The sequence below is a fragment of the Candidatus Zixiibacteriota bacterium genome, assembly GCA_019038695.1.
Taxonomy (GTDB): domain Bacteria; phylum Zixibacteria; class MSB-5A5; order GN15; family FEB-12; genus B120-G9.
Genome location: JAHOYZ010000007.1, coordinates 18538 through 32821, shown reverse-complemented (window position 1 = coordinate 32821; position 14284 = coordinate 18538). Strand labels below are relative to the sequence as shown.

Here is a 14284-nt window from a genome sequence, read left to right as displayed (position 1 = left end):
CCGAGCCGTTTGAGTTAACGTTCAACGTCCGAAGGGAGGACACTGCATGCGCGTCTATGAGACTACTTTCGTAGTCAATCCGCAAACTGATGATGTAGCTATCGACAAACAGGTGGGAGCCATTTCTGAGATTATCTCCGCCAGTGGTGGAAAGATTCTCCACGAGAACCGGATAGGTACTCGTCGTCTGGCCTACCCCATCAAGAAACTAACCCAGGGCTACTATGCTACCTTCGTTTATGAAGGTACCCCTCAGATACTACCAAAACTGGATCGCCATTTTTCCCTGGGCGAAGAGTATCTTCGACATTTGACTATTCTTTTCGAAGGCGACCTCAAAAAACTGCTCGGCGAGGACGAAGAAACCGCGACCGAGTCGGCTGAAGCCAAACCTGAGCGGCCTGCCGGACCTGCGCAGCGCCGGGCAGAAACTCCCGAAGTCGCCACGGCGAAGACCCCCGTAATCGAGACGCCCGTAACGAAGCCAGAGGAAGCTGCTCCGACACCGGTCGAAGAAGTACCTCCGGCACCTGTCGAGGAAGCGACTCCGGCACCGGTCGAAGAAGTGGCTCCTGCACCTGTCGAGGAAACGCCTCCTGTCGTGGAAGCTCCTCCAGTTGAAGAAGCGACTCCGACACCAGTCGAGGAAACGCCTCCTGTCGTGGAAGCTCCTCCAGTTGAAGAAGCGACTCCGACACCAGTCGAGGAAACGCCTCCTGTCGTGGAAGCTCCTCCAGTTGAAGAAGCGACTCCGACACCGGAAGCGGCTACCACCGAGGAAGCTACTCCTGTCGATAAGCCAACGGAAAAGACCGCCGGTGACTCGTCTCTGGACGAGGAATACCCGGAGCAGGAAGATGAGTTGTAGGGAGTTTGGTGAAATGATTGGTCATCGATTCCGGCAGGGGATGCTATGCGTCGTGTCGGATTAGTTGAACTTTGCAACGGAAATCCCAGGCCTGAGAAGGATGGTGTGAAATAATTATGAGAAGACGGAAGTTTTGTTATTTTTGCGAGAACAAGATAGAGCGTCCTGACTACAAGGACGAGCGCTTATTGCGACGGTTTGTGAACGAACGCGGGAAGATTATCCCCCGTCGTATTTCTGGTAACTGTGCGCGACATCAGCGAAAACTCACGATGGTAATTAAGCGAGCCAGGATGATGGCTATCATGGCTTTTGAAAGTGAGTCTTTCCGCTAGCAGCACAGGCGGTAAGCATCTTCGTGGTGCCGGCGCTCTGCCCGTAGTGGCGGCGATGCTGCTCTACTCGGTGACTCTTTATGGAGGTTCGGCCGAGGGAACCAGCTTGCTGGTTGCTGTGGTGGCGGCTCCGGTTATATACGTTCTTGCTATGTATCTCATTTATGGGATTGCGCGTCTGACATATCAACGTCAGACCCTGTGGCTCTGGGGTGGTGCCATGGGTGCCGTAGGTTTGAGCATGGTGCTAACCGATGGAACCCAACTGCCGGTGATTCTGGCTGGTTGGGGCGTGATATTATCGGCTGGCGTTGTCTCCGGTCAACTGACTATCCGCGGTGTCCGACCACGAATGGTGGTCACTTCAACGCTGATTGTCATGTCGGTTTTTGCTATAGCGCAGTTCTATATGCTGTGGCAGGAAGTGCTCGGCACTTCGCAGGAGACCATTGCGACGCTTGTCGAGGAAGCTCGGCGGCAGTTGAGTGTCATAGGCGAAAGCCCGGAACGTATCCGCGAAGGTTTGGAGTCTTTTGAGTTGATGATGAGTATAGCTATGAGACTGGTTCCGGCCGAGATGCTTCTCGGTACAGCAGCCCAATTCACGGTTGGTTACTTATTGTTTCTGCGGTGGATTGAAAAAAATCGTTTGGCTCCGCCTCAGATCGAGCCTTTTAGGTTCTGGAAGATACCGTTTCTGTTGATGCCTGCGGTGTTGCTGTTTGCGGTGCTTCGATTACTGGGCGGAGACGGGCTGAGTATTGTGGCCGACAATGGTTTGGCAGTGTTGGCTGTGTTATATTCGGTAGCTGGTCTGGCTCTGGTGGAATACTATCTGAGGAAGATGCAGTTATCGACATTTATGCGAGTGCTGTTTTATGTCATGTTGTTTCTTTTGCCATTGGTGAGCCTGACCGGTTCGCTGGTGTTGGGAGTAGCCATAGCTCTGGGGGGGTTCGTCGACAGCTTTGCTGATTGGCGCAAGATTCGCCTGCGGGAGCTGATGTAACAAAGTTATTGCCAACGATTTCGAAAGGATATAGTATGAAAGTGATTTTGCGAGATGATGTTGAGGGTGTCGGCGGTGCCGGTGAAACTGTTGAGGTCAAGAGCGGCTATGGTCGCAATTACCTCATTCCGCGTAATTTGGCTATTGTAGCCACCCGAGCTAACCTCAAGGCTATTGGCGAGATTCGGAAATTGAAAGAGACCCGCGACAAGAAATCGCGACGTCAGGCCGAAATCGTCAGGGATCGCATTGAGAAGTTGGAGCTGTCCCACGAGGTGCTGGTGGGCGAAGAGGACAAGCTCTTTGGCTCGGTTACCAATGCCGATATTGCTGAGCTTCTGGCAGCCGAAGGTGTTACGATTGACAAGAGAGCTATTCAGTTGGAAGCTCCGATCAAGGTTCTGGGAGTATACACCATTCCCGCCAGAATTGAGAAAGATGTGATGGCTAATATTAAATTGTGGGTGGTCAAGAAGTCGTAAGATGGAATTTCTGAAGGTTGCAGTAGACGGTCTGGCAATGGACATGACGACCAATTCGCCGGTAGTGATTTTGTCGCCCGAGGGTATCAACAAAGTGCTGCCAATCTGGATTGGTCATGCCGAAGCCTGGGGAATCGCCATGGAGTTGTCCGGGGTCAAACCCAGGCGACCGATGACCTATGATCTTCTGGCGAATATAATCTCCACAATTGAGGCCAGAGTGGATCGGGTAGAGATTACTTCCCTTCAGGAACAGACGTTTTATGCCAGGCTGCACCTGGTGTGCGGAGATCGCAAGTATGAAATTGATGCGCGGCCTTCGGATTCGATAGCGATCGCCCTCAAATTGGGTGCCTCAATTTTTGTAAATGAAGAGTTGTTTCACATCGAGCCGGATGGCTCTGCGGAGGTACCTCCGATGCCGACCGATCCGGAGTCGTTGCGGGAGCGACTCAAAAAAATCAATCCTGAGGATTTTGGCAAGTATACGCTCTAATGCTGCCTCTAAAGTCTCGGTACTCAAACACGTTGCGGCTCGCTAGCCTGCGACGAGTGACTCTCTGGCTGGTGGCGATACTGTTGCTGGCCATGGCTGCTTCTTACGCCGTTACGGATCAGATTGATCCGCCGGAAGCAACCAGTGAGTTTGCTAAAGGCAAGCGCCTTCTTCGCGAGGGTGACTGGTGGGGTGCAGCCTCTACATTCGAACGATTAGCCGGGCAGTATCCACAGTCCACAGATCTCGATCAATTTGTTTTTCACCGGGCCAAAGCCAAGTACTATTTGGGCGAATTGAGCGATGCTATCGCCGGTTTCAGTCATTTCCTGACAAAATTCCCAAATTCACCAGAACAGCCTCACGCTCGTTTTTTCCTGGCTAATGCATTCTATCGCAAAGGGGATATCGACCGTGCTCTTGATCAATACATGGCCGCTTATGGAACGAGCCGTGATAGCCAGCTTGATCAACTGTTGATTCGGTCGGTGACCGCACTTTTTCAGAATGCAGGGGCTATCTCGATTGACGAGCAGGAATTTGATGAGCTATCAAGCGACAAGAAATGCCGTCTGGTGAAGCCATTGTTGCCTATCCTCATGTCTCACGATCAGATTGCTACCGCCAAGACTTTTGCCAGTCATTGCGATGAGACGTTGGACCTGACCCAGTATCGCACTGAAGTCCGGAATCGCAACAAGGCACTTGAGGTTGCTATGCTTCTTCCGCTCTCAGGAGACCTTCAATCCTACGGGGAAGATATATATAATGGAGCCGTCATTGCCGCCGAAATAATGCGTGATCAATCGGACAGCGAGATTCGGATAGTGCCATACGATACCAAGGGGAATCCAATCGACGCGGCTCGTATCATTGGTGAGTTCACTCACTCAGCGATTGATGCCGTCATAGGACCGCTCACTAGTGAGGCGGCGGCGGTTGCTTCGGCGAGGTTGGGGAGGAGTGATATCCCGCTTCTGATCCCGGCGGCTACTCAGGCCGGGCTGACCCTGCTGTCGGAATCATCTTTTCAATTGTCGCCTAATATCGAGCTTGAGGGGATTCGCATGGCAGAATACGCGGTCTCGGTATTGGAGGCCGATTCTACCGCTTTGATTACATCCACATCCGCGGAACATCTGCACTCCAGTCGCGCCTTTGTACGGCGATTTGAAGAACTCGGTGGCACTATAGTAGCTGTTGAGTATTATCGTTCCCGCGATAAGGATTTCGGCCCTTACATTCGGGATATCAAGGCTATCCTCCTCGGTGCCACACCCGACTCAGCTTTCTATGTCAATGCCCGGGGCGACACGATTGATGTCGATGGCCTTCCGGCGTATATTGATTGTCTTTACCTTCCCGGTGGACAGAAGCAGATTCGACTGTTACTACCTCAGATACATTTCTACAACCTCACCGGTGCCTATCTCGGTTCCGATCAATGGGGGGAAGAATCCATCTATCGTTTGGGGGATGACATCACCAAGCAGGCAGTGTTTCCATCCCCTTTTCTCACCGGAGGTCAGACAGAAGGGTATCTTGAGTTTGCGGCTGCCTACGATGCGCGCTACGGCGAACAACCACGACGGCTGGCGAACCTCGGATACGATGCCCTGACTTTGATTGGCCGTGCTCATAACTCAGGGGCGGAAAATCCGTTGACTGTTTCGGAGTATTTGAAAACGGTAAGGAATTACGACGGTGCATCGGGAAAAGTCAGTTTTGGCTCCAATCGTGAGAATGTCGAAATGCCGCTCTATCGCATTGTAGGTGGCGAAGCGATTCCGATGGTTTCAGACCGTGGGCAGGTCTCGGACACGACCGATTGACCTCCAAAACGTCGCAGATACTGGTTGTATCGTTGCGATTCTGCCTCATCAATATATTTCTTAGACTTACAGTGAGACTTGATCGGGAGCTTAAGTTTTGTATATTCCACTAAAGGACTTTTATCAGATCGTAAGTGATGGGAGTATGTGGTTATGGGAGAGAACAAAGTAGCCCTCAAGATGGTGGTCGATGGCAAAGAGCGAGACATCAGTTTCGAGGAACTCGCACTATCGAATAACCTCGCCCAGGAATCTCTGGTGAGACTCTTAATCGAGAAGGGCTTGTTTAAGCCGGAAGAGTTGATGGAGATGCTGGAGAAGGTAAAGAAGGAGCGCTACCGACATATCGATGACAAGTAGTGCACGACTATGAACGACGATCTTGAGACAAATGGGCAGGATTGTCACGAAGCGAAGGTTCATGACGATGGGCCTGTGCTCCAGTGGCGTTGTCATCCAATGAAGCGGCGACCGTGGGTGTCGGTGGCTGTAACCGTGTTTGTGGCACTGGTGGTTGTCCTGGTGTATTACGGTACCGAACGCTCGCAGGCGTTTGCTACGCTGGCGATGGTGGTGATGTTTGCCTCGTTGGCGAAGTTCTATTTTCCGACTTCATACAAATTGACTGACGACAAAATTTATGTCAAGACAACTACTCAGACGCTCATTAAGGAATGGTCGATTTATCGTTCCTGCCACCCGGACAAAAACGGCATTCTCCTGTCGCCATTTACCAGACCCACCCGGCTGGAGAATTTCCGGGGTTTGTACTTGATGTTTTCCGAGAACCGCGACGATGTTGTTTCGTTTGTGAAGGCACGCGTTAGTTCGACGGCGAAACATCCCGTCAGCTCTGATAAGGAACCAAAAGTATGAGTTTCTTTCGTGGTTCGACTCAGTTTCCGGATTCGGGAAAGCCTGTTCTGGCTGAAGATGAACGGGCCGTCATGGAGAAGGTGGCCAAACAGGTGGTGGATCGACGTATGGCGGTACCGGCGATTATTTTCCTGGAGTCGGTCAAACCGCTAAACTTCATTGCCTCTCAGACGCTCGTTTTCTTTGAGCCGATCATTCAAACAGTATTCAGTTTCAAGGATTATGAGGCCTTTCGCACCGGGCTGGAGAAGCGCGAGTCGGTGGAGATTCTCATTCAGCACATTGAAGAACTTGATGCCGTTAGCTACGAACGTGAGAAACGCATCAAGAAGTTTATGAAGACCGAGCGGAAAAAATGGAAATGGTATCAGCGCTGGCTCGGTCTGTTCACGCCCAAAGTAGAAATCCCCGACGAGATTCTCAATCCCCCCGAGGAAGAGGATACGGCCTCGACTGAATCTTCGTAATTTGGTGGCCCATCATTAATGGCTTGTTGATAAAGTCACATAGTCAGTCATTGCGAGCGATCCGCCTAGGCGGAGAGCGTGGCAATCTCGTGCGTTAAATATCACAATAAGTTGAGATCGCCACGTCCGCTCAGGGCGGACTCGCGATGACAAGTTCCGAGGTTTGTCAAAAAAACCTTCCTGATGGGATACTCCGTGTAGAGTATGCCTGGCTATTCCCGCCATAAATGGTTGGCCGTTCGGTCTTCACTGTCAGGGGGGAGCTTCTCTCATCAGTAGCAATCACGTCGAGAGTACCAGAGAATGGCGTGTTTTCCCATATCCGAGACCCAGGGTTCTGTGATATCGTACGGCTTCAAAGAACCTCGGAGCGAATACACCTCTCGGCTGCTACGCCAGAAGTTCACAATAAATAGCCGTCGGTCAGTTTCACTCACTATCCAGATGTTGCCTTTCGCAGATGTACCCAATCCTAACGGACAGGGGATGGCGTCGTGAGATGCTATGAAATCTCCCTCTTGATCGAACACCTGAATGCGGTTGTTGCCATAGTCAGATACAACAAGACGCGCCAAACCTGAGGCTCCATCGTACTCAGCAATGTCGATCGGACTCTCAAACTCACCCGGTCGAGTTCCTTGCCCCCCCCAGAGTCTCTGAAAGTTACCGTTTTCGTCGAACACCTGTATACGGTGGTTGCCCGAATCAACTACATAGATGTTCCCGTCTCTGTCAGCGTCAATCCCGGTAGGTGTGTTGAATTGGCCCGTGTCGGATCCGGATTCTCCCCACGCAAGTATGAAATTGCCATCAACATCAAATTTCTGCACCCGATGATTCCTTGAGTCAGTGACGAACAAGAAACTATCCCCAGAGTCTGATTGAGCCGATGTAATTGAAACCGGTCCCCTGAATTGACCCGGCCCATCACCGGCCTCACCGAAGCAGTAGACATGGATGTCGTCGATCGGAAACATCTGCACTCTATCGTTCCCGTAGTCTGCGACAAGAAGTACAGATCTCAGAGATCCCAGCGACGCTCGAAACTGCACGCCCATGGGGGAGTCAAACTGACCCGGTTCTGTACCGTGCCCTTCGAATGGTTCCCAGTATTCTGCCGTCGGCGAGGTATCACTATCACAGCATGATGACAACTGGACGCAAATCGCTGTAGCCAAAATCACAAGTATACGCATATCTGCTCCCTCTTTCCCGAGTTCATCTACAACAGACAATATGATGATTTGCACTCGTATATGCAAACGATCCGGATTTGCATGACTTGTCAAAGTGCAGTCCAAGTAGATCGAAACTGTCTGCAGTTTCGACAATCCCCCCCTACATGGTCAGAGACAGTTAGTATAGAGCGGTTCTCATGAAGCTCATGAATTGCTATTCACATACCGGCACAGGTCCGCCGGTGAACAGATAAGCGACCAGGTAGGTTAGGTCACTGATATTAATCGCACCTCCACCTGGTCCCACCAGTCCGTCAATGTTCGCTGCAGCCAGGATAGCAGGAGGAGGACCTCCACTGAATAAGTAGGCCACAAAGTAAGTCAGGTCAGCTATGTTGGGTCCTGCTCCATCATCGTCAACGTCGGCACAGATGTAGCTTTCGCAGTACAAAGAGACTACGCGGACATTGTCGATATTCCAACCGCAATAGCGCAGGCCGCCATCGGTGGGACCCATCGTCCAGCGCAAATAGACCTCGGAATCGTTGTCGGCGTACTGAGAGATGTCGTACTCAATTTCATTCCATTGCAGATCAACAATAACAGCGGGATTCTGCCAGAGAGTGGTCCAGTTTGATCCGTCGGTACTTATGGACACACTGGCTTGGTCATAATCGGGTTGTTCCACACCTAACCACCGACAGAATCGGAGGCGAGTATTGTACATTTCCGAGCAGTCGATAGCGGGTGAAGTGACGTGCTGTTCGGGAAGGCTATTCTCGTAGTCACCGGCGAGATTGTATCCCATCACGGTAGGGCTAAGACAGCCTTCAGTTGGATCGGGGACGGGGTATTGCAATTCTGCTCCGCCTACTCCCAGGGGTACACCTCGCTCCCATAGTCCGCCCGAGATTGTCCAGCCGTTGTTGGTTTCGAAATCATCCTGGAAAACAGTGATCTCTTCTGTAACGGAGATAGCCGTCAGCGGTTCGGTCGGGTTGGGTGCGTAGCGTGGTCCAGTCTGTGATTCCTCGAAACTTACATAGTACTCCGCCTGTCGTCCGCATTCAGTTGGAGGTAAGACAGCTTGATACTGCTCACTCTTCACCGCAACCAACGGAATCACCACCGAATCTGTGCCGTCGAGGCAATAGTGAAGAAGACCGCTCCCCGGCACTGGTTCGCCCTCTCCTATGCCGGTCACGGTCACATCGAAAGGCGTCGAATCTGTAGGCGACGCGACCTGAGGAGTCCCGTTGGGAAACATGATTGCCAGGCTGCGCACAGCTTTGATTCGGACGGCGGGATCGGCAAAGAGATTGGTTTCGTAGTATGTCCAACGCATGGCGACGTCATTAATGCGAGCGGCCAGATCAAATCGAGCATCAAGCATAGCCATGCCCAATTCCGGGTATCCTTCGTCGGCGCTGTATATGGCGTCCCAGAACTCGCGATTAATAACATGTACCGGATGCTGGGTTGAGCGAGACCCGATTCCGGAACGAGAGTTAGCGATACACCCAAATCCTCCGGTCGCAAGTTTCACAGTGACATACTCTGCCCAGCAGTCATTGTGGTCGAACATGCCCGCCGTGCATCCTTCGGCATACAAGAAGCAATACTCGGTATTGGTGAGTTGGTTCTTTATCATGGTCGTATCGGTTCGCATGGCGTAGCCAATGAAACTGTGTCCCAGATGGTCAACAATATGTACGCCAGAGTTGATACGATTTATGATCTCGCTGGGTGGCCAGTAATTGTAGGGATAAGAAGTAAGATCGTAAAGTTTGTCGATCTCGTATTTTTCAGGTGGAAAACCGCAGGTGGTGAAACCATGTGCATTCGAACCGCCCACCATTTCCTCCATGGCGTAACCACCATATTCACCCAGGCCGCCAAAACCTAACTGTTCTCCGACCAGTACGACTTTTGACAAGTATGCTGCTTCGCTCTCAAGATAGGCGAGTGACTTTGTCACCATGTTGTTGGCTTCTTCAGTGGTCTCTGCAGATATGCGGCCAACGCCGACTTCAGGCAGCAGATCGATATCGCCGCCCCCCTCGCCGTCAGTAGGCTCTCCCCAGTAGCTGTCGCCATCATAGTTGTAGGTTCCGTCCAGATTGCCAAAATAGATGTCACCCGGCATATCATATTCAGTAAGGCTGCTGGAGCTAAGTTGTAATTGAATGAACAGGTCGAGGGCAGGTATGAGGTTGTCATCGCCACCGATGAGGACCATTTTGATGCCGTTGGACAAATACTCATTACGAATATAATCACGAACGCTATGCGGATCGTTGGCCCCGATCTGATCCAGAGTGTGGATTTCGGTCAAAGTGCCGTGGGCGTCGTGATAATCCTTCAATGGCAAATAGGCATCGGCGAGGAATGTGGGCGCTATTATCAGGAGGTCGTAAGCACTGGCTGCACGCAGACCTGCTGGAGGGTAGCTGTCGAGTTTGGAAAAGTTATCTACGCGAACAGAAACGGCCCGGGCGTCGTTAGCTAAACCGCGGACAGTCGCAGTGGGAGTCGATTCCTCGGTTCTTACTATGAGTTTCATCTCTTCGTAATAGTAGAGATCGCCACTGGCTGGTGTATATTGCACTGGAATAAGATCAATAAAGACGACTTGATACCCTCGGAAAGACTGGGTGGATCTGACCTGGTACATTGTCGTCGGAAGGGGTTCACTGTGGGTGTATGCCATTTCATCAATGGTCAGAGGAGGAAGTTGGTCCGGAGGAGTAGACAGCTCAAAGGGGTACTCAATAGGCAGAAGGCGTAGGCCGGTTCCGACCAGGAGTTTCTGGCCGGCTGTGATCTCTACCTCCGAGAGCGTGTGACCATATGGCAGCAATATCCTGGCCCTTTTCGTAGGCAACGCCGGTTGGCCTGCCAGTCCGGACACGGGACATCCATCCATCTCCAGCGCATCAAACATCTCGCCGTCGATCTTGACAGTTTCAACTTGTGGAGGTGAGAATGTGTATGTTTGTACAATAGAAGTGGATGATTCATTCTCAGTCGCTGCCATTGCGGTGACTAAATCAAACGTAACTAATAAGGCGACTACCCATAAAGACCAGCGTGCATTAGTCATGACTTCTCCATAATCTGGTGCTAACTGAACATTAGCCATTCTGTCTGTGCTGAAAGTAGGTCGTGATCGCTGAGGTAACCGGTGTAACAGTCAGGATAGATTTCCCAGCACTTGAAAATTTGTCCTAATATCTAATATATAGTTGAAAACCCATCTTGTCAAAACCGAATTGGTGACTGACGAGACTTGTCAATGCGACGGATATTTCTTAAGTTGTCTCCATGCCGGCGAATCTGCCTCCTCAGTACTACGAGCTCGAACGCGAGTTCCGAGCCGAGACCGACTCCCGCGAAAAGCTGCGCCTCGCTCAGGAACTCCTGCGTACCATGCCCAAGCACAAAGGGACCACCCATCTTCAGGCCGACATGAAGACCAAGATCGCCAACCTAAAGCGCGATATTGAAAGTGGTGGGAGTAGTCACGGTGCGCGGCAGACAGTTGCCCGTGACTATATCGAAAAAGAAGGAGCGGGTCAGGCTATCCTGATCGGACCGCCCAACAGTGGCAAATCTTCGCTGGTCGATTCATTGACCGGAGCCAAGCCGCTGGTGGCCGACTACCCCTACTCCACTCGCGAACCGTTGCCTGGCATGATGACCTTTGAGACAGTCCAGTTCCAGTTGATCGACACGCCGCCGATCTCACCTGAGACGTTCGAGAACTATCTGGCGGGATTGATACGCAATGCCGACTTGGTTGTGCTCGTGTGTGATCTCGAAGCGAACACCATGCTTGATGACCTGAAGTTTATCGTTTCCCTGCTCAAAGAAAAGCGCATTGTTTTCTGTCCCGAGATTCCAGAAGAATCTGATGATGCGCGTTTGTGTTGCAAGAAGACGATCCTATGTGCCCACAAGAGTTATGAGGATGAAAGCGGTGCGAAACGAGAAAGACTGGCTTGCCAGTTCCCCGGACTCCCGATGGTTTCCACGTCGATAATTGATGACGACAGTCTCGATACCTTCCGCAGGACGATTTTTAAAGCTTTCAATATCATGAGAATCTACACCAAGCCGGTTGGCAAGGATGCTGATTTCAAGGATCCGGTGATTCTCCCCGAAGGTGGAACGGTTGAAGATGCCGCCAGAGGGCTTCACAAAGACTTTGCCGCAAAACTCAAGTTTGCCAAAGTCTGGGGTGAGGGGAAGTTTGATGGCCAAAAGGTCCAGTCGGACTTTCAGTTAGCTGATACTGACATTGTGGAGTTTCATATTTGAGCCTGGCCGACATGCAGAGCTTGCCAACCTGATGCCCAGGCTGTACCATACGCACCATGAAGAAGGAAACCAATGGCTAAGCGGCGCCGTCGTATTCTCATTACCAATGATGACGGATATTATAGTGACGGTATCACAGCGCTATTTAAGGCGCTTGACAAGGTGGCTGATGTTTTTATGGTGGCCCCCGACCGGGAGCAGTCGGCTAGTTCGCACTCTCTCACCCTGAACCGCCCCCTGCGCGTTCATCGACTCGACCGGCAGCGCTACACGACTGATGGAACTCCGACTGATTGTGTTATGCTTGCGCTTCATTTGCTCTTCAAGAAAAAGCAACCCGATATGATTATCTCCGGGATCAATCACGGTGCCAACATGGGGGATGATGTCACCTATTCCGGGACAGTGGCGGCTGCTATCGAGGGTTCCATTATTGGTGTGCCGTCGATCGCAGTGTCGGTAGTTGGCTGGGAACCCGGATTACCGATGAACCGAGCGGCCGCGTTCGTTGTGAAATTGATCGATTTACATGATCGCATGGAATTGGACCCGGCAGTGTTTCTTAATGTTAATCTGCCCGGTGACAACGGACGGCCATATCGTAAATTCGAGTTTACGCGCCAGGGAATACGACACTACAAAGATGTCATTATCAAGAAGACCGATCCACGTGGCAAACCGTATTATTGGATAGGTGGGCATCCCAAGTGGGAAAACACGCGTGGATCGGACTATGAGGCGGTCAAACGAGGGGTGGTCTCTATTACTCCTCTGCGACTCAACTTCACTGACAGTGAATCGCTGGAGTGTCTGCGCCAGGCCAGATTGCGTATGTGAGAGTAGCTCTCGGAACCTGAGAAGCAATCCCAAAATACAGTTGACTTCTGCGACTATTAGCAGTTTCTTGGGCCGTCGAGATTTATCGGGGCGTGGCGCAGTATGGTAGCGCACTTGGTTCGGGACTAAGGAGTCGCTGGTTCAAATCCAGTCGCCCCGATTTTCTTTGACACTCAGGGGTGGGGTAGTCAGCAATTGAATTCTCGAACCACTTTGTCTTTGAGAGGTAATCCCTGTGGATGTAAACAGGAAACCAGTTGTCGCCGTAGTTGGCGCAGGAAAATGTTCCAAGAAACTCAGAGATATTGCCGCTGTTATTGGCAAGTATGTCGCTGAACAGGGCGGTGTTATTGTCTGTGGAGGTATGGGTGGCGTTATGGAAGGAGCTGCCCGCGGTGCCAAAGAGGCCGGGGGTGTGACTATCGGGATACTCCCCACTCAGGATAAGAATGACGCCAACGAGTTCATCGACTATGTTATCCCCACTGGTTTTGGTGAGGCTCGTAATATCATGGTTATCCGGAGTGCCGATGGCGTCGTGGCGTTGCCCGGCAAGTATGGCACTCTCTCGGAGATGGCCTTCGCTCTTCAGATGAAAAAACCTCTGGTGTCGGTATCTGCCTGGAAACTCGGTGATGAAATCCGCCATGTCGAGACTCCGGAGGAAGCCGCCAAATTGGTCATGGAGTTGATCGAGGAAGCCCAATGAGTTCGGTCGGGGCTGAGTTGCGGATCGAGGGATTCGTACAGGGCGTTGGCTATCGGTATTTTTGCCTCGTTCATGCTCGTAATCTTGATCTTACCGGCTGGGTGAAAAATAACCCCGACGGGTCGGTGTTGGCGTTGGTTGAAGGAGACCGCAGTAGGGTTGAGTCGCTTATTGTTGAATTGAAAATTGGCCCGAGTAGTGCAGTGGTAAAAGATATCTCAATCAAGTGGCTCGATCTTACGGGCCAGTACTCCGATTTCAAAGTTAAATCCTGATACTGATAGGCAAGCCATGTCTCAAATCAAGAAATACATTCGATCCATCCCTGATTTCCCCAAGCCGGGAATATGTTTCTATGACATCACTACTCTGCTTCAGAATGCCGAGGGTTTCAAACTCGCGCTTGATGAGATGGAAAAGTACGTGAGGTCGTGCAAACCCGATTCATTGGTAGCCATAGAATCTCGAGGGTTCATTTTCGGTGCGGCGCTTGCTGATAGGATGAATTTTGGCGTTGTTACCGCACGCAAACCAGGGAAACTGCCCTCTAAGACAGTCAGTGCTGAGTATGCCCTCGAATATGGTACCGACAGCCTCGAACTCCACGCCGATGCCCTTCAAAAAGGGGAGCGGGTAGTGGTGGTTGATGACCTGATTGCTACTGGCGGAACATTACAGGCGGCTTGCTCACTGGTCGAGAAATTGGGCGGCGAAGTTGTTGGTGTCTCGGCCGTCATTGATCTCAGTTTCTTGCCCTGGCGGGAGAAAATGTCCGCCTATGATGTCAACTGTCTGATCTCCTTCGATTCCGAATAATAGCTGTGGCATAGCCTCTCCCATGAAGGCTTGCACGTAATTGTTGCCTGCAACCTGAT

At 51.4% G+C, this 14284-nt stretch carries 16 protein-coding genes and 1 tRNA gene; 15 read left to right on the top strand and 2 right to left on the bottom strand.

Annotation, left to right across the window (positions count from 1 at the left end):
- Window positions 1–46: 46 nt before the first annotated feature.
- From rpsF to KOO62_02115, 9 genes are all read left to right on the top strand, one after another.
- Window positions 47–868: a 30S ribosomal protein S6 gene (gene rpsF / locus KOO62_02155; protein MBU8932786.1), complete on the top strand. Its 822-nt coding sequence runs from the start codon at window positions 47–49 to the stop codon at window positions 866–868.
- 116 nt (window positions 869–984) lie between these two features.
- Entirely contained in the window at window positions 985–1203 is a 219-nt protein-coding gene (gene rpsR / locus KOO62_02150) for a 30S ribosomal protein S18 (GenBank protein ID MBU8932785.1), read from the top strand.
- Window positions 1187–2212, top strand: coding sequence for a YybS family protein (locus KOO62_02145; protein MBU8932784.1), 1026 nt, complete (start codon window positions 1187–1189; stop codon window positions 2210–2212). Before rpsR ends, KOO62_02145 begins: the two co-directional genes overlap by 17 nt.
- A 35-nt stretch (window positions 2213–2247) precedes the next feature.
- Complete coding sequence (rplI, locus tag KOO62_02140; protein MBU8932783.1) at window positions 2248–2694, top strand: 50S ribosomal protein L9; 447 nt, start codon at window positions 2248–2250, stop codon at window positions 2692–2694.
- Between the two features lies 1 nt (window position 2695).
- Window positions 2696–3190 carry a bifunctional nuclease family protein gene (locus KOO62_02135; protein MBU8932782.1) on the top strand — a complete coding sequence of 165 codons (495 nt, stop codon included), beginning with the start codon at window positions 2696–2698 and terminating at the stop codon, window positions 3188–3190.
- Between the two features lie 32 nt (window positions 3191–3222).
- Entirely contained in the window at window positions 3223–5022 is a 1800-nt protein-coding gene (locus KOO62_02130) for a penicillin-binding protein activator (GenBank protein MBU8932781.1), read from the top strand.
- 153 nt (window positions 5023–5175) lie between these two features.
- Window positions 5176–5382, top strand: coding sequence for a hypothetical protein (locus KOO62_02125; GenBank protein MBU8932780.1), 207 nt, complete (start codon window positions 5176–5178; stop codon window positions 5380–5382).
- Window positions 5383–5391: 9 nt separating this feature from the next.
- Complete coding sequence (locus KOO62_02120; GenBank protein MBU8932779.1) at window positions 5392–5898, top strand: hypothetical protein; 507 nt, start codon at window positions 5392–5394, stop codon at window positions 5896–5898.
- Window positions 5895–6365: a hypothetical protein gene (locus tag KOO62_02115; GenBank protein MBU8932778.1), complete on the top strand. Its 471-nt coding sequence runs from the start codon at window positions 5895–5897 to the stop codon at window positions 6363–6365. The genes KOO62_02120 and KOO62_02115 overlap by 4 nt, the downstream gene beginning before the upstream one ends.
- A gap of 272 nt (window positions 6366–6637) precedes the next feature.
- On the opposite strand, the gene KOO62_02110 is transcribed toward KOO62_02115, so the two are convergent.
- Both KOO62_02110 and KOO62_02105 read right to left on the bottom strand, forming a co-directional pair.
- Window positions 6638–7561, bottom strand: a complete 924-nt coding sequence (locus KOO62_02110) for an NHL repeat-containing protein (GenBank protein MBU8932777.1) — start codon at window positions 7559–7561, stop codon at window positions 6638–6640.
- Between the two features lie 196 nt (window positions 7562–7757).
- Complete coding sequence (locus tag KOO62_02105) at window positions 7758–10646, bottom strand: hypothetical protein (GenBank protein MBU8932776.1); 2889 nt, start codon at window positions 10644–10646, stop codon at window positions 7758–7760.
- Between the two features lie 221 nt (window positions 10647–10867).
- On the opposite strand from KOO62_02105, the gene KOO62_02100 reads away from it, so the two are divergent.
- The 6 genes from KOO62_02100 to KOO62_02075 all read left to right on the top strand — a co-directional run bounded on the left by KOO62_02100 (window position 10868) and on the right by KOO62_02075 (window position 14225).
- A complete protein-coding gene (locus KOO62_02100) occupies window positions 10868–11863 on the top strand; it encodes a 50S ribosome-binding GTPase (GenBank protein ID MBU8932775.1) in 996 nt (331 codons plus the stop codon).
- Between the two features lie 72 nt (window positions 11864–11935).
- Window positions 11936–12700, top strand: coding sequence for a 5'/3'-nucleotidase SurE (gene surE, locus KOO62_02095; GenBank protein ID MBU8932774.1), 765 nt, complete (start codon window positions 11936–11938; stop codon window positions 12698–12700).
- An 86-nt stretch (window positions 12701–12786) separates the two neighbouring features.
- Window positions 12787–12860, top strand: a tRNA-Pro gene (locus KOO62_02090).
- Between the two features lie 75 nt (window positions 12861–12935).
- A complete protein-coding gene (locus KOO62_02085) occupies window positions 12936–13409 on the top strand; it encodes a TIGR00725 family protein (protein ID MBU8932773.1) in 474 nt (157 codons plus the stop codon).
- Window positions 13406–13684, top strand: coding sequence for an acylphosphatase (locus KOO62_02080; protein ID MBU8932772.1), 279 nt, complete (start codon window positions 13406–13408; stop codon window positions 13682–13684). The genes KOO62_02085 and KOO62_02080 overlap by 4 nt, the downstream gene beginning before the upstream one ends.
- Before the next feature lie 16 nt (window positions 13685–13700).
- The gene (locus KOO62_02075; protein ID MBU8932771.1) at window positions 13701–14225 is read left to right on the top strand and encodes an adenine phosphoribosyltransferase; all 525 of its coding nucleotides are present in this window, start codon (window positions 13701–13703) and stop codon (window positions 14223–14225) included.
- The last annotated feature ends 59 nt before the right edge of the window (window positions 14226–14284 follow it).